A 15,341-nucleotide genomic window follows, 5' to 3' on the forward strand; every position below is an offset into this window, starting at 1 on the left:
GACCACATCCATCATAATATTCAACTCTAGAGCAAGCATCTCCTCCATAAACTTTAACTTCTTTTAAAAAAAAGTCTAAAAAGATTACTATCGAACACGCAACTATAATCTTTTTAAGATAATTTAATTTCATTTTTTTTATTTTATTTAAATCACAAATGCATTCTCGAATATAAATAATGTATTTTATTAAATTTAATCTGAACGATATTATATATACTTATAACTATGTAAGAAGGTTGTTTAATAGTAATCTAATTTTTTTTAAGCACTTCCCTGAACTCTTGTATAATTTAATCCAATGTCTTCATCTTACACAGCACTAAAATAAATGTATCCTCTCCTAAGCGAGGACCAAACTCATGTACGAACCTGTATAGATTGGAATCTCTGGAAGGTAGTTTATCATCAGAAAATATTTTTCTGTAGTCATTACGAAAGTCAGACGCATGCATGTAAAATCCAATAGCTTCGTCTGTTGCAAACCAAGGCACTACATTTACCGGCATTTGGTCAATGTCGTTTTGTATGTTCTTCAAATGCTTTACCATTTTAAAATTCTTATCGAGCAATACCTCCATAGATTCTTTAAGGCCTCTAGCATAGGACAGATAATAGCCAGACTTGACAGGGTAGAAAGAAAAAATTTCCAAAACAATCTTTTCATCCATTTGTAATTCAATCGTTTGGTCAATAGACAGGTTATTTCTCTCAGCCTCCGAAATACCTGCACTACCAAAATCCACTGTAACAAGGTCATCTAATTTTCCTTGAGAAGAAAATAATGCTACTTGATAACTATTCGGAATCCTGAATAACAACTTCCCTGAATTAGAATCCCAAACGAAGCCATCTTTATCTGAAAATCTTCTGCCCTGATAAATTCACCCGGACCATCCCCGGATGGAGTTAGTTGAAATAAAGGCTGCCCCTTTAAATTGTATGAAACAAACTTATCGAGGTCCCAATCCACTAAGTTTATGCTGGAATCACTTATAACTATTTTCCCTGGTCGAATAATGGGAAAATCGTCTGCATTACTTAAAAAGACATACTCAATGTCCTCAAAAATATCAGAAAACTTTCCTTCGATTGATTCATCTGGGTTGATGGAAATAGTAAATGCACTTTCTGATTCCAATGAATAATTTGTACAGCCAAAACAGAAAAAGAGGATAACTATGAAAAAGTTCTTCATGTACTATAATGAAATTAAATAATATGGCAAATCCTCATGTTTGATTATCAATTATTGCCAAATATATACAAAATCAAAAAGAAGGCCACAATTAAAACCTCAGGTCAATCCAAGCTTATCTTTAAAATAGTCCATAACTTTAGGTGCTATCACCAATGCCAAGTCCACCATAACCAACAAAATCAACATGGAAAAGAAAATTGTAAAGCCCGCCAGTGCAGCATAAAATCTCCAAGATTCAGGAGTATTTAAAGCTTCAATTGAATTGCTAAAAACATATCCAGAACAAACTACTGCAAGTATCGCACATATGTAAGCAGTTAATTTTAGAAAGCGTAATCTAAATTTTAAATCCATATCACTTATCTGTATGATCAAATTATTGACATACTTTAACTTAGCCGATCGAAATTTAAATTACTATTTAGAAGAATTAAATCCCAACTATTGAAAAAAAGAATATGTTCAAAAACACAACCAACTGATTTTCAATTAAAAATATTAAAATCACTTACTCCTCACCGCTCCCATCACCAACACATGCCCATTGCCATTCCATTGATCTAGCACTTCTTGGGGAAGGATGGCTTGCTGTTGAGAGGGATTTAATTGCTCGAATTGTTCCATATCAAGTGCCCAAATCAGCTGATTTGAACTATGCACGCCAACCAAAATAATCGGAAGGGTATTGCCTGAGATAGACAATTTCTCAAAACTTATTGCTTCTCCTGAAACCTTATCAATTGCAGTATGAATAAATTTTCCAGTCCCAAAAGGACCGATAAAATTTGTCAGCAGGTAATGATTTTTGGTTTCTTCTATACTAAAGGAATGTGCTTTAGGTCTTTCAGGATCCAAAATCAAATCAAAAGCTCGATTGAAGTCGTTATTCAACTCATTTAATTCCTCATCAGAAATTCCATACTGACCGAAATCCAACCTAACCATTTTTACTAAATTCAATTCTTCATCAAAATTGTGAATAACTGCTTGAAAAGGATGTATATATGAAAGGGAGTTTTCGTTTTTTGATAAACCTTTATCCCCTCCAAAATCAAAACCTACTACTATAGAATCTAAAGGACTGACCCATTCGAGTAATCGGGAGTTTTTATCCAATACCCTAAATTTATAATTAGAACCAGTAATTGTATTTAAAACCACTCGATCATCAAGGACCTGAAAAGCTCCATATCCATCCCTTTGGTTACTTTTCAAATCCACTATTTCTTTCAACTTTCCATCGAAAGTAAAAACCATTAAACGGATTTTAGCTCCATCTAATATCCAGATTTCATCTTCTCCAAGTTTAAAATCATCAATAAGTGTATACTCTTCAGGACCTTCGCCTTTTCGAGCAATAAGTACTGAAGTATTTCCATAAGAATCGATTTTGTAAACCTTTTCTTTTTTTCTATCTATTAAAAACAAGCCATCATCAGATGATTGGACCCTGTAGATTGGCGATATTAACTCTGGATTACTAACCAATAAAAATGTTGGTTCGTCAAAAATAGTTATCCAAGAAATCATATCCTGGATTGATTCAATGGTTACTACTTGGTCGGCTTCTTTTTTGGGCGATTGGCATGCTAACAAAAAACCAAGTAGAAATATCGTTAAAAATTTTTTTACTAAAAGTATTCTTATCATATCTTTATAAAACTAGGATCATAATTAAAATTAAGGTTGAAATTTATCAAAACTTTCAAACTTAATTCGCCTTCAAATTAAACTATGAATGCATCACCTGGGGCAGGATTACATTCTTTTGATAGAGCGTTGTTTTTTTATCTCCTGATTTGGTGATCAAACCAAGCGCTACTCCATTTTTGAGATCTCTACTTGCCGTAGCGGAAGATAGCTCCTTATGGAACTTCATATAATCTTTCCTTGAAAACATGTTGTCTGATTGTTCCAAGAAAATTTCAAGTCTTTCTGTTTCATCGAGCTTCTTTGTATTGGTTTCAAGAAGTTCGTCTAACGATTTCTGAATTAGCGATAGCATGTATTCAATAAACTGTGTTGATTTCCCTTCCTTATCACTCGCAGAAAGAGCCAAATAATACTCCTTTTGATTTTTAGCGATGAGACTTTCAAATGGAAGAAATTCGAATAAAGGGTGATTTTCCATTAGAATAACAGTTTGCCACAACCTCCCCATTCTTCCATTTCCATCCATGAATGGATGAATAAATTCCATCTCGTAATGAAACACACAGCTTTTGATCAACGAAAGCTCAGACTTATCCTTAAGGTAGGTAAAAAGTTCTTTCATGAGGAAAGCAACATTTGATGCTGGTGGTGCAAGATGTTCAACCTTGGAGCCTTTGACAATCCCCACCCCTTTTGTTCTATATGTGCCCGGAACCTCAACCAATTTATTCATCAACATCTTATGTGCCTTCAAGAAATCTTTTTCTGAAGAAGGCTTCCAATGTTTCAAGTGCTTATACGTATCCAATGCATTTAAGACTTCAATGATATCTTTTTCAGGCCCAACCACTCTTTTATTCTCGATAATTGCAGTAATCTGTTCCTCAGATAAGGTATTTCCTTCGACACTTAAAGATGAATGGATGGTCTTGATTTGATTTTGTTTCCTAAGTTTCGGATTTTGTTTGACAATGAATTTGGCATTTACCGCCCCTATTTTTTCTGAAATCGAGGTGAGGAGTTTAAGGATCGAAGGCGTTAGATCGTACGGAGGTTTCATTATTCTGATAGTATCAAATGATACTATCAAAAATAACAATTTTTGAGAAATATTTATACCAAACCCCCAAATCATAAATAATACTCCTACAAAAAATCTGTGAAAATCAGTGAGAATCCATTCTCAATCCGTGTTTTAAAATCTACGTTTAAAAACCGTTAATCATTCCCCCTAAAAATCCTGCTCATTTGCGATAAAAAAACCTTTGAGCGCAACTTTTTGCACCCAAAGGTCTCCCTAGTGTACTCCATTGAAGGCTTTAAGGCCTTTATGACTTAAATCATCTCCACACTTCTCTTCACAAAGGCAGTCAAATCCTTACCAGTCAACAATCCTTGCGCCAAGAGAGCCAAGTCAAAGGCTTGCTTCGCCAATTTCTCTTTTTCTTCTACTGATTCGGATTTAAGGATCTTATCTACCAATGGATGGTTTCCATTGACCGCAACTTTATAATTATCCGGCATTGCTCCGTAGAAACTCATGCCTCCACCCATCTGAGCCATTTCTTTCATGCGGCGCATAAATTCATCCATGGTTACGGTTACTGGCAGTTCTTCTGGACTTAAGCCTTCTACTGCCACACTGTACGTTTGGCTTCCGATTGCTTTTTCAAAGATTTCCTTCACCTGCGTAGATTGCTCCTCTGTCAACAAGTTGGCGTAGCCATCGTCCTTGACGATCAACTTCTCCACCACATCAGAATCCACACGCTTTAAGGTAGTTTTCTCCTCCTTCATTTCCAGATGTTGGATGTAATGGTTGTCAATCGGAGAATCCATCACCAAGACATCGTAATCCTTTTTATTGGCAGACTGAATGAAAGCATCCTGCTTGGCTACATCCGTTGCGTACAAATACACCACCTGATCCTCTTTGTTAGTCTGCAGTGCTTTTACTTTTTCTTTGTACTCGGCAAGCGTGAATAACTCACCATTGGTATTTTTCAATAAGGTGAAGTCTTTTCCTTTTTCAGCAAATTTTTCTTCGCTGATCATACCATACTTCACAAATAGACCGATATCGTTCCACTTTTCTTCGTACACCTTCCGGTCTTTCTTGAACAATTCTGCCAACTTGTCTGCCACCTTCTTGGTGATGTAGTTGTTGATCTTTTTCACATTACCATCCGACTGCAAGAAGCTTCGGGATACGTTCAATGGAATATCCGGAGAATCAATCACTCCATGTAGAAGCATCAAGAATTCAGGCACAATATCTTTCACCTCGTCGGTAATAAACACCTGACGGCTGAAAAGCTTGATTTTGTTCTTTTGGAACTCAAAATCATTTTTCACTTTCGGGAAGTACAATACTCCCGTCAAGTTGAACGGATAATCCACATTCAAATGAATCCAGAACAATGGATCTTCGCTCATTGGATACAACTCTTTGTAGAATGACAAGTAATCCTCATCCTTCAAGTCATTCGGAGACTTGGTCCAAATTGGGGCAGTCGTGTTGATGATGTTATCAACTTCTACAGACTTCCACTTCTTTTCGCCCTTATCATCTACACCGTCTTCTACGCTTTCAGACTTGGTACCGAACTTAATTGGAATAGGTAAGAATTTGGCGTATTTGTCCAAAATTCCCTGCAATTTCCACTTATCCAAAAACTCTTCTGAGTCCTCATTGATGTGTAGAATGATGTCAGTACCGCGTGTTTTTCTGTCTCCTTCGGAAATTTCAAACTCCGTACTTCCATCACAAGTCCAACGGGCAGAGGCAGCGCCTTCTTGGTAAGAAAGGGTATTGATCTCCACCTGCTTGGCCACCATAAAGGCAGAATAGAAACCCAAACCAAACTTACCGATGATTTCATTGGCATCTTTGGCATCCTTGAATTTCTCTACAAACTCAGTAGCACCGGAGAAGGCAATTTGGTTGATGTACTTCTTGATTTCCTCAGCGGTCATTCCAAGGCCGCTGTCAGAGATGGTGATGGTCTTTTTGTCTTTGTCGAAAGCAACTTCCACAGTCAGGTCACCCAACTCACCGCTATACTGCCCCAATTGAGCCAATCGCTTGATTTTTTGGGTGGCATCTACAGCATTGGAAACCAATTCCCGAAGGAAAATCTCATGATCGGAATATAAAAACTTTTTGATGATAGGGAAAATGTTCTCGGTATGTATCGAGATCGTACCTTTTTCCTGCATAGCTCTATAATTTTATGTTGTGAAATACATGATTGATAATTACTCTTTATCAATGCCTGTTCCAAAGGTGTAAAAATGTCATTTTGGCAGAATTTTTAAAGATATTGGTTGATATTCGATATTGGGATATTGGGGGTTGGAGAAATTTATTGGGGTAGAGAGAGGAAATAAAGTTGAAATAAGGTGGAAATAGAGTGGGAACTAGCAGTATCTTATACTCCTTGAAATTAAATTTTTGTATATTGCGTAGTAGTTCCCAAACAATTATAATGAAAATTTTATTAATCAGTGAGTGTACACCGAGAGAGCGGATATTGGTGTATGAAGTTCTCAAAAACTTTAAAGATGTCACATTAATAGTACCCTCATCCAAGTCTGGCAGCCCAAACGGCACGAAAACATCTAAAGGCAAATCTAGCTTTTCGCATCGTTTTTTTAAAAAAATACATAAAACCCGACTCAACAAAGCCATTAAAGGATTTGATCTGAATGAGTTTCCTCATAAACGTATTCCCGTAGCTTTTTCAGATCTGCAAACAAAAGAATGCATCGCTCAACTTTCAGCACTTCAGCCAGACCTGATACTCACGTGCAGAGCACCTCTGTTGACTAATGAACTGCTTTCAATTCCAAAAATTGGATCTATAAACATCCACTATGGTATTCCTCCGGAGTACAGAGGAAATGACACCTTATTCTGGGCTTTTTTAAATAAAGATTTCGACCATGTAGGAGCATCGGTTCATTCCATCAATTCGGGAGTGGACAGAGGTGAAATCTTCGCATTGGGCTACCCAAGTCTAGAACCCAAAGACGGGGAGCTCTCTATAGATATTAAAACCAGTCTGGTGATATCAAAGGCCGTGATAGAAATTTTAAAAAAGATAGAACAAACCAATGCCCTTCCTTTGGGATTGAAGCAAACCAGTTTAGGTAAAAATTACAAAAAAACGGATAGGTCATTATCAGCCGATCTCAAATATGTGTTTAAAAAAAATCTAGGCCTCCTTCGTCCAAAGCCTAGAGAAGAAACCATCGAGTATTATTTGTAGTCCAAAAGTAAGATCCTACATTTTACTTAGGCTCTTGAGCTTTATCCATTTTCTTGCCTTTAGCAAATTGATCAACAAGGCTATTCAGACATGGAACTTGTGTAGACAATTCATTTTCAATATTTTCAAAAACAAAGTACTCAAAACTAATTCTTGGCTTGGTAGGTTTTTGAAATCCTGCCATGCCTGCAGTAGTTCCATTTAGAGCTTTGTCTCTAGTTGGCACTGCAAATCTAATCTCTAAAAATCCCCTATCTTTGCTCCATGTTGCGACAAATCCAAACCCTTATCATTAAAGAATTCACCCTCGAATGGAGGCAGAAATATGCCCTCAATGGTATTTTACTTTATGTGGTATCTGCTGTTTTTATCGTGTATCTGAGCGTAGGAGCAAAACAGGGGAACATAGGTGTTCCAACCTGGAATGCACTTTATTGGATCATTATCTTATTTTCGGCAGTCAATGCGGTGGCGAAGAGTTTCATGCAGGAACATCAAGGCCGACAATTATACTACTACATGATTGCTTCACCTGAAGCTATTATCATTTCAAAAATGCTTTATAACACCCTGCTAACATTGGTTTTGGCCTTGTTAGGATACTTGGTTTTCAGCATCATTTTAGGTAATCCCGTTCAAGATCAAGGCTTATTTATCCTAAATTTGCTATTAGGTTCCATCGGGTTTTCCGCATGCTTGACCATGGTTTCGGGGATTGCTTCCAAAGCCAGTAACAATGCCACTCTGATGGCAATCTTAAGCTTTCCAGTCATTATCCCTATTTTGTTAATGGCCATTCGGGTCTCCAAAAATGCCATTGATGGATTGGATTTTTCTGTCAGTGTAGATAAATTAATAACACTTGCTGCCATCAATGCCATTATTGCTGCGGCTGCTTACATTTTATTCCCTTATTTATGGAGAAGTTAATCAACTAGATTAGCCCCATACTCAGTATCCCCGCAAGCATCAAAAGTTTAGACAGCAAACTCAATTGGGTAAAATGAGCCTTACGATCTGCTTGATAGATTTTGTACATAAACAAAAAGAACAGAAAGCTTAGTCCTCCAAAGTAATAGAAGAGTGATAATTTATTGATTTTAAAAGTTACCACCAAGATGGCAATCACAAACACAAAGGCAATAAAAAATATGATGTACTTGGTGTTACGAAACCCAAAGACTATCGGTAGGGTCTGACACCCGTGTTTTCTATCCCCATGTCTGTCTTCTATATCTTTGAGAATCTCTCGAATCAAATTCAAGAAAAAAGCAAAAATGGCGTAGGTGAGTACCAACAACTCTGAGTTTTGATAGTAATAGCCAATGATCCAAATAGACGTCCCCGTCAATAAGGCTACAGTCAAATTCCCCACAAAAGGCAGGCGCTTCAGTGCGTTACTATACCACCAAAGTAAGAAAGCTGCTATAAAATTAATCACTGCTACCCGAGGACTAACTAAGTAGCCTATACCTATACCTGAAAAATTGAGTAAGGTATGCAAAAAAATCACTACCCTGCGCTTCATTCCTTTGCCAATAATCACCTCATTAGGCTTATTGACATAATCAATCTTCACATCGTAATAATCATTAATCATATACCCAGCAGCTGCAATAATCACCGTAGACAAAATGATTAAATACAAGTTGATATCCTGCAACACAGGTACTCCTTGACGGGTAGTTTCCACCAAAAAATGCGCAGTCATCAACTGTGCGAATACCACAATCAGCAAATTGGAAGGTCTGCTGATTTTCAGCAGGCCTTTGATAGTAAATGTAGGTGTGGCTGTCATGGAATTCATCTTACAAAATTAAGCAAAAAACCTTGCCTTATCAGCGAATTTAACGGGCTGATAGATTTAATGTTGGCACCTTACCAATACTTACCCAAAATATACCTTAGATAACCTTGAGCTTTTTATCTTTGAAATTCCTTCAAGCATTGAAAATGATGAATCCCACTCCTCTAGCCGAACGCATGCGCCCTACCCGCTTGCAAGAATTGATTGGACAAGAACACCTGAGCAAACCTAATACGTTTTTGTACAGAGCCATTCACTCAGGAAATGTACCTTCCTTGATTTTATGGGGACCTCCAGGGGTGGGAAAAACAACCATAGCCAATATTATAGCCAACGAGATCAAAGTACCTTTTTACACACTCTCGGCCATTAGCAGTGGAGTCAAGGACATCCGGGAAGTCATCGAAAAAGCTAAATTCCAGCAAGGTGTAGTCTTATTTATCGATGAAATCCACCGATTCAATAAATCCCAACAAGATGCTTTACTCGCTGCAGTAGAAAAAGGAACCATCCGTCTCATCGGAGCTACCACAGAAAACCCTTCTTTCGAAATCAATGCAGCCCTACTCTCACGCTGTCAGGTATTTACCTTGAATGCATTGGGAAAAGAAGAACTCCTAGCCATGCTTAAGCAGGCCATGGAAAAGGACCTTGACTTGAGAAAAAGAATCATACAATTGCAGGAAACGGAGGCTTTACTCAGACTTTCCGGAGGAGATGGAAGGAAATTGTTAAACTTGTTTGAAATCGTCGTCAATGCCATCGAAGAAGAACCTTGTGTAATCACCGATGCTCAGGTAAGCACTATTGCTCAACAAAAAGTGGCCTTGTATGACAAAAGTGGAGAACAACATTACGATATCATTTCTGCATTTATCAAATCTATTCGGGGTTCAGATCCAAATGCAGCTGTATATTGGCTGGCTCGTATGATTGAAGGAGGTGAAGACGTGAAATTTATAGCCCGTAGATTGGTTATTCTTGCTTCCGAGGATATTGGAAATGCTAACCCCAATGCCTTGCTATTAGCAACTAACTGTTTTGAGGCAGTAAAAATCATAGGTTACCCCGAAGCTCGAATCATCTTATCCCAATGTGTCACCTACTTAGCTAGCTGCCCCAAAAGTAATGCTGCCTACATGGCAATAAACGAAGCACAACAAGCGGTAAGGCAAACGGGCGATTTACCAGTTCCATTCCACCTTCGCAATGCCCCAACCAAATTGATGAAGGACTTAAACTATGGCAAAAACTATCAATATGCCCATGACTATGAAGGGAACTTCATCAACCAAGAATATCTTCCCGACGAACTCAAAAACACCTCCTTCTACCGCCCGGGTAGCAATGCCCGCGAACAGGAACTCAAACGCTATCTTAAGGAAAAGTGGAAAGGGAAGTATGGGTATTAAAAGTGAGCATTGCGCAGTGCGTAGTGAACAGTGGAGAGTGAAAGATTAGGAATGAAGAATGAAGAATGAAGAATGAGGAATGGGATGTAACCTTCGTCTGTGGGTTTTAACTCACTATCTTAATTGAATTTTTGAGACGAAACTCATGCGAAGTTCTAAAGAATCCACCAAATCAAGTGCCGTGGATTTTAATCCTTAGCATTGGAGGAAGAATGCGTAGTGAACAGTGAAGAGTGATAAATTAGGAATTTGGAATGAATAATTGGGGGTGAAGGAGACCATAACATCCTAAAACCACTACTTGGTATTCAGAGTGTCGGTACAGGCTATTGTACTTGGTATAATTCAGATCTTAGTAAACTTCCGATCAAAATTATCCATAAGTTTGATGTATTGTTGAATGATTTTTTCGGCTAATTCCGCATCGTGATCTTCGGGATAAACAGGGTTGAACTTGATGCGGTCGATTACCATGTCTAGCCAGCCCTTTCCATCATCAATCAAGTCTGCATGAAAAGCCTCTACTGTCAAATCTCTGGATCCTGAAAAAGGACCTTTCCCCTGTTTGCGAAAAAACTCCTCCATGGTAAGCAAGGCTTGTTCATGCGTGATTTCGAACAATCGAATAACCTGTTTGCGATACTTTTTCACATCGCTATTTTTGAAATCAGATGTACGAGTGTAATCATTCAATTCTGCCAGTGCTTCTTGAAATTTTGCATGGGGAGCATATGTAGTCGAGCTGTTCAATTTCATGATAATCTTGATTTTGGGTTCACGGAATATTTAACGAACATTATAGGACTGCATAAAAGGCTGTCCATTGGCGGTAAATCCTTCCAATCGCAACCGCCCACTGAACTTCTCCAAGAATTCACCTGTTTGTTCAGGATTTTTGGCAGCCTCCCCATTGATTTGAGTAATGATAAAGCCATTATTTAAGCCTAAATCCCTAAGGTAACCACGGGTCATTCCTGTTATTTTTATTCCATGAGAAATATTGAAACGGTCCTTTTCCAAGGTATTGATTGTTTCTAATCGAGCACCTAATATATTGGAAGTAAAGAACTCTCGACGTAAAACACCAGTACCCCCTTCCAGATTTTGAAGAGTTAATTGAGCGGCACGAGAGTCCTTACCTCTTCTGTAATGAACAGTGATTTTATCTCCTGGATAGTAGTATGAAAGCACTTCTTCAAAACTCCCTTTACCAGTTACCTCAAAATTCTCAATTCTAGTAATTACATCATTTCGCTGCAAACCAGCTTTTTCTCCGGCACCATTACGAATAACATGGGTGACGATTACTCCATCTAATGAATTGAGAGCCATCTCTTCTGCCAATTCAGGAGTCACCTCCACCACATCTACCCCAGGAATTGCCTTTTGAACTTCTCCAAATTTGATCAAATCATTGGCAATTTTTACCGCAATATCTACCGGTACAGCAAAACCATACCCAGTATAGGATCCTGTTCGTGAAAGAATAGCAGTATTGATTCCCACCAATTCCCCTTTTACATTTACCAAAGCCCCACCGGAATTTCCAGGATTAATCGGAGCATCGGTTTGAATAAAAGACTCCAAGGGAAATTCTCCGCCAAGGATATTTATCTGACGTTCTTTTGCGGAAACAATCCCTGCCGTAACAGTGGATGTCAAATTAAAGGGATTTCCTACAGCAATGACCCATTCTCCAATCCTCAACTCCCTGCTGCTACCTTGTTTGATCGCAGGAAGGTTAGAAGCCTCTACCTTTAACACGGCAATATCTGTATTTTTATCTGTCCCGATCAATCGTGCCGGATAAGTTCTTTTTTGATGTACCACTTCTATAGTCTCGGCTCGCTCAATCACGTGGTTATTGGTAATAATGTAACCATCAGAACTAATAATCACTCCTGAACCTGTACTTACTCGTTGGGTAGGACCAGTACCAAAGAAATAGTCAAAAATACTATATCTGCGTTGATCTGTTCCGGAAAAATTTTTGATAAAAACCACGGAAGGAGTGCTTTTTTCTGAGGCCTCCACAAATGAGGTAGGTGCATTCATCGATACTTCTGCACTGCTCTCGGTGGCATAATTGACACGGAAAGGTGTTTCTATTGGATTAAATTCGGCTAAAGAGTATTCCTGAGTGGAAACAAAAAGCTGCTGGTAGGTCCAAGCACCCGCTAAACCTGCGAGAAACGCCAATACTATAAATTTTAAATTCTTTCCCATATACTTTTTAACGAAAATGAATTAGAAACAGTTAATCAAATGTCAATTTACATCATCCTTTTCCCAATTGCATGCCAAATCGGCCAAAACATAAAAACAAACCGAAGAATAGCAGGAAAAGTAAGATAACCTTGTAATTTTGTCAGATTATTTAAATAACCCAAATTATTTCTTCAGGGATTCGTTGATGTCAGAAAAAAAACACGTCGCCATCTTAGGGTCGACAGGAAGCATAGGAACACAGACCTTGGATGTCATTCAGGCACATCTTGATAAGTTTGTGGTAGAAGTCTTAACTGCCCAAAACAATGCAGATTTATTGATTTCTCAGGCCAAGCAATTTCAGCCAAATGCAGTAGTAATTGTAAATGAAGAACTTTACATGTATGTAAAGGAGGCTTTAGACCCATTGGACATTAAAGTCTATGCAGGTGAAAAGGCGCTAGCGCAAGTGGTGGAAATGGATTGCATCGACGTTGTTTTAACTGCCTTAGTGGGTTATTCTGGCCTTTTGCCAACCATCCATGCAATCAATGCAGGTAAACACATTGCCTTGGCTAACAAAGAGACTTTGGTAGTAGCCGGAGAATTGATAACCGAATTGGCAAAAAACAAAGGAGTCAATATTTATCCCGTTGATTCCGAGCACTCAGCAATCTTTCAATGCTTGGTTGGTGAATTCCATAATCCAATTGAAAAATTGATCCTGACTGCCTCTGGTGGTCCTTTCAGAGGAAAAGATAGAGCATTTTTGGCAAATGTAACCAAGGAACAAGCCTTGAAGCATCCTAATTGGGATATGGGGGCAAAAATCACCATTGACTCTGCTTCTTTGATGAATAAAGGCTTGGAGGTAATTGAAGCAAAATGGCTTTTTGGCGTCAAAAGAGAGCAAATAGAAGTCATTGTGCATCCTCAGAGCATCATACATTCCTTGGTACAATTTGAAGATGGAAGTATCAAAGCCCAACTTGGATTGCCAGATATGCGTATCCCTATTCAATTTGCATTGAGTTATCCTGATAGATTTCCATCAAATTTCCCTAGATTTGACTTTATTAATTACCCCAATCTTACATTCGAGCAACCTGACACAAAAACATTCCGCAACCTCCAATTGGCCTACGATGCCTTGGAAAAAGGCGGCAATACCGCTTGTATACTCAATGCTGCCAACGAAATTGTTGTGGCAGCATTCTTGCGGGATAAAGTTGGCTTCTTGGAGATGTCAGACATCATCGAAGAAACCTTAGTAAAAATGAATTATATTCAACACCCAAGCTTGGAAGATTACGTAGAAACAGATAAGCTTTCGCGGTTGATGGCAACAGAACTAATAACAAGTAAAATATAATGGATACTTTGATTATGATAGCCCAGCTTTTGCTCGGGTTGTCAATCTTGGTGGGCTTGCATGAACTTGGCCACCTTCTTACCGCCAAAATGTTTGGCATGCGTGTAGAAAAATTCTCTATCGGTTTTCCCCCCAAGATTATTGGATTTCAATGGGGAGAAACTGAATACTCCATTGGAGCAATTCCTTTGGGAGGATTTGTAAAAATCTCCGGAATGGTAGATGAGTCTTTGGATACGGAACAAATGTCTTCCGAGCCTCAACCTTGGGAATTTAGAGCTAAACCAGCCTGGCAACGCTTGATTGTCATGCTTGGAGGTATCATTGTCAATGTAGTGACAGGTATTATCATATTTGTAGTTTTGGTGTATCAAAACGGAGAAACATTCTTTTCACGAGATCAAGTATTGGAGCATGGTATCGTAGCCTATGAAATCGGTCAACAAATCGGTTTTCAGGATGGAGATAGAGTATTGGATATTAATGGTGAATCATATACCAGTTTTGCGGAGCTTAGCAGTGGAGAAGCTTTACTGAGCAGCGGATACTATACTGTAAATCGAAATGGAGAAATCATCCAAATCCAAATACCAAGAGGCTTTATCAATTCCTTCAGTAATGAACAGGCCATAGCCAGTTTTATCAATATCCGATTCCCCTTTGAAATACGGGATGTTGCTGCTGGATCTGTAGCCGAGCAGATCGGGCTACAAGCAGATGATAAAATTGTTGCTGTAAATGGTCAACCGATTGTTTATTTTGATGAATTACAAAAGGCATTAGCAGAAGTTAAAGAGCAGAAAGTAGATTTAACTATTGAGCGTAATGGAGCAACTATAGAAAAAACTGCAACTGTAAGTGCCGAGGGGACTATAGGGATTGCTGTAAATTCGTTGCTGGAACCCGTCGTTAGAAAATATGGTATTGCTGAATCCATAACCAAAGGAACCGAACGGGCCTTCGGTGTAGTCATCATCAATGCAAAAGCACTTGGTAGAATGTTCACGGGAGAAGTTTCAGCAAAAAATGTTAGCGGCCCTATTGGCATGGCTAAAATTTATGGAAACAAATGGGATTGGGTTAAGTTTTGGAGTATAACAGGTTTGATTTCCATGATTTTAGCATTTATGAACTTACTTCCGATTCCAGCCTTGGATGGAGGGCACGTCATGTTTCTCTTGTATGAAATGATCTCAGGTCAAGCCCCTTCAGATAAGTTCTTGGAAAATGCCCAAAAGGTTGGCATGGTTGTCTTATTGGCGTTAATGGTATTTGCTATCGGCAACGACATTTTAAAACTATTTACCTCGTAATTTAATGGTTTGATTTACACAAATTTATGCAATCGGGAATAAATATTATTCCCGATTATTTTTTTTAAATTATTTTTTTCGGTAAAATTCATAGCATTATTAGT

General features: G+C 38.3%; 15 protein-coding genes. 5 read left to right on the forward strand and 10 right to left on the reverse strand.

Annotated features, from left to right (window positions below):
• Positions 1-293: 293 nt before the first annotated feature.
• From ACXIUD_RS04470 to htpG, 6 genes are all read right to left on the reverse strand, one after another.
• Entirely contained in the window at positions 294-821 is a 528-nt protein-coding gene (locus ACXIUD_RS04470; protein WP_458051417.1) for a hypothetical protein, read from the reverse strand.
• Positions 788-1,198, reverse strand: a complete 411-nt coding sequence (locus ACXIUD_RS04475) for a 6-bladed beta-propeller (protein WP_458051418.1) — start codon at positions 1,196-1,198, stop codon at positions 788-790. Before ACXIUD_RS04475 ends, ACXIUD_RS04470 begins: the two co-directional genes overlap by 34 nt.
• A 99-nt stretch (positions 1,199-1,297) precedes the next feature.
• Positions 1,298-1,555 (reverse strand): hypothetical protein, encoded by a 258-nt coding sequence (locus ACXIUD_RS04480; RefSeq protein WP_458051419.1) that lies wholly within the window; start codon positions 1,553-1,555, stop codon positions 1,298-1,300.
• A 150-nt stretch (positions 1,556-1,705) separates the two neighbouring features.
• Positions 1,706-2,731 (reverse strand): 6-bladed beta-propeller, encoded by a 1,026-nt coding sequence (locus ACXIUD_RS04485; protein WP_458051420.1) that lies wholly within the window; start codon positions 2,729-2,731, stop codon positions 1,706-1,708.
• Positions 2,732-2,933: 202 nt separating this feature from the next.
• The gene (locus ACXIUD_RS04490) at positions 2,934-3,914 is read right to left on the reverse strand and encodes a Fic family protein (protein ID WP_458051421.1); all 981 of its coding nucleotides are present in this window, start codon (positions 3,912-3,914) and stop codon (positions 2,934-2,936) included.
• A 275-nt stretch (positions 3,915-4,189) separates the two neighbouring features.
• The gene (gene htpG / locus ACXIUD_RS04495) at positions 4,190-6,073 is read right to left on the reverse strand and encodes a molecular chaperone HtpG (RefSeq protein ID WP_458051422.1); all 1,884 of its coding nucleotides are present in this window, start codon (positions 6,071-6,073) and stop codon (positions 4,190-4,192) included.
• A gap of 269 nt (positions 6,074-6,342) precedes the next feature.
• Between htpG and ACXIUD_RS04500 the strand changes: the two genes are divergently transcribed.
• Positions 6,343-7,125 (forward strand): formyl transferase, encoded by a 783-nt coding sequence (locus tag ACXIUD_RS04500; protein ID WP_458051423.1) that lies wholly within the window; start codon positions 6,343-6,345, stop codon positions 7,123-7,125.
• 22 nt (positions 7,126-7,147) lie between these two features.
• Here ACXIUD_RS04500 and ACXIUD_RS04505 read toward each other — a convergent pair whose 3' ends face one another.
• A complete protein-coding gene (locus ACXIUD_RS04505; protein ID WP_458051424.1) occupies positions 7,148-7,309 on the reverse strand; it encodes a DUF2200 family protein in 162 nt (53 codons plus the stop codon).
• An 80-nt stretch (positions 7,310-7,389) separates the two neighbouring features.
• Between ACXIUD_RS04505 and ACXIUD_RS04510 the strand changes: the two genes are divergently transcribed.
• Positions 7,390-8,055, forward strand: coding sequence for a heme exporter protein CcmB (locus tag ACXIUD_RS04510; RefSeq protein ID WP_458051425.1), 666 nt, complete (start codon positions 7,390-7,392; stop codon positions 8,053-8,055).
• Between the two features lie 4 nt (positions 8,056-8,059).
• Here the strand turns inward: ACXIUD_RS04510 and ACXIUD_RS04515 are convergent, their stop codons facing one another.
• Entirely contained in the window at positions 8,060-8,932 is an 873-nt protein-coding gene (locus tag ACXIUD_RS04515; protein ID WP_458051426.1) for a geranylgeranylglycerol-phosphate geranylgeranyltransferase, read from the reverse strand.
• A 149-nt stretch (positions 8,933-9,081) separates the two neighbouring features.
• Between ACXIUD_RS04515 and ACXIUD_RS04520 the strand changes: the two genes are divergently transcribed.
• Positions 9,082-10,344, forward strand: a complete 1,263-nt coding sequence (locus tag ACXIUD_RS04520; protein ID WP_458051532.1) for a replication-associated recombination protein A — start codon at positions 9,082-9,084, stop codon at positions 10,342-10,344.
• Between the two features lie 345 nt (positions 10,345-10,689).
• Here the strand turns inward: ACXIUD_RS04520 and ACXIUD_RS04525 are convergent, their stop codons facing one another.
• Positions 10,690-11,100 (reverse strand): nucleotidyltransferase substrate binding protein, encoded by a 411-nt coding sequence (locus ACXIUD_RS04525; protein ID WP_458051427.1) that lies wholly within the window; start codon positions 11,098-11,100, stop codon positions 10,690-10,692.
• A 30-nt stretch (positions 11,101-11,130) separates the two neighbouring features.
• Entirely contained in the window at positions 11,131-12,570 is a 1,440-nt protein-coding gene (locus tag ACXIUD_RS04530) for a S1C family serine protease (protein ID WP_458051428.1), read from the reverse strand.
• Between the two features lie 187 nt (positions 12,571-12,757).
• Here ACXIUD_RS04530 and ACXIUD_RS04535 point away from each other — a divergent pair, with 187 nt between their 5' ends.
• Both ACXIUD_RS04535 and rseP read left to right on the forward strand, forming a co-directional pair.
• Complete coding sequence (locus tag ACXIUD_RS04535) at positions 12,758-13,924, forward strand: 1-deoxy-D-xylulose-5-phosphate reductoisomerase (protein ID WP_458051533.1); 1,167 nt, start codon at positions 12,758-12,760, stop codon at positions 13,922-13,924.
• Entirely contained in the window at positions 13,924-15,237 is a 1,314-nt protein-coding gene (gene rseP / locus ACXIUD_RS04540; RefSeq protein ID WP_458051429.1) for an RIP metalloprotease RseP, read from the forward strand. The genes ACXIUD_RS04535 and rseP overlap by 1 nt, the downstream gene beginning before the upstream one ends.
• The last annotated feature ends 104 nt before the right edge of the window (positions 15,238-15,341 follow it).

It is taken from the genome of Mongoliitalea sp. (genome assembly GCF_054166905.1).

What these genes read in the sequence shown, in the direction of transcription:
- ACXIUD_RS04490 (WP_458051421.1), bottom strand. Translation starts at nt 3,914, where the DNA reads ATGAAACCTCCGTACGATCTAACGCCTTCGATCCTTAAACTCCTCACC.
- ACXIUD_RS04510 (WP_458051425.1), top strand. Translation starts at nt 7,390, where the DNA reads ATGTTGCGACAAATCCAAACCCTTATCATTAAAGAATTCACCCTCGAA.
- ACXIUD_RS04485 (WP_458051420.1), bottom strand. Translation starts at nt 2,731, where the DNA reads ATGATTTCTTGGATAACTATTTTTGACGAACCAACATTTTTATTGGTT.
- ACXIUD_RS04505 (WP_458051424.1), bottom strand. Translation starts at nt 7,309, where the DNA reads ATGGCAGGATTTCAAAAACCTACCAAGCCAAGAATTAGTTTTGAGTAC.
- ACXIUD_RS04520 (WP_458051532.1), top strand. Translation starts at nt 9,082, where the DNA reads ATGAATCCCACTCCTCTAGCCGAACGCATGCGCCCTACCCGCTTGCAA.
- ACXIUD_RS04480 (WP_458051419.1), bottom strand. Translation starts at nt 1,555, where the DNA reads ATGGATTTAAAATTTAGATTACGCTTTCTAAAATTAACTGCTTACATA.
- htpG (WP_458051422.1), bottom strand. Translation starts at nt 6,073, where the DNA reads ATGCAGGAAAAAGGTACGATCTCGATACATACCGAGAACATTTTCCCT.
- ACXIUD_RS04475 (WP_458051418.1), bottom strand. Translation starts at nt 1,198, where the DNA reads ATGAAGAACTTTTTCATAGTTATCCTCTTTTTCTGTTTTGGCTGTACA.
- ACXIUD_RS04515 (WP_458051426.1), bottom strand. Translation starts at nt 8,932, where the DNA reads ATGAATTCCATGACAGCCACACCTACATTTACTATCAAAGGCCTGCTG.
- ACXIUD_RS04525 (WP_458051427.1), bottom strand. Translation starts at nt 11,100, where the DNA reads ATGAAATTGAACAGCTCGACTACATATGCTCCCCATGCAAAATTTCAA.
- ACXIUD_RS04530 (WP_458051428.1), bottom strand. Translation starts at nt 12,570, where the DNA reads ATGGGAAAGAATTTAAAATTTATAGTATTGGCGTTTCTCGCAGGTTTA.
- ACXIUD_RS04535 (WP_458051533.1), top strand. Translation starts at nt 12,758, where the DNA reads ATGTCAGAAAAAAAACACGTCGCCATCTTAGGGTCGACAGGAAGCATA.
- ACXIUD_RS04500 (WP_458051423.1), top strand. Translation starts at nt 6,343, where the DNA reads ATGAAAATTTTATTAATCAGTGAGTGTACACCGAGAGAGCGGATATTG.
- rseP (WP_458051429.1), top strand. Translation starts at nt 13,924, where the DNA reads ATGGATACTTTGATTATGATAGCCCAGCTTTTGCTCGGGTTGTCAATC.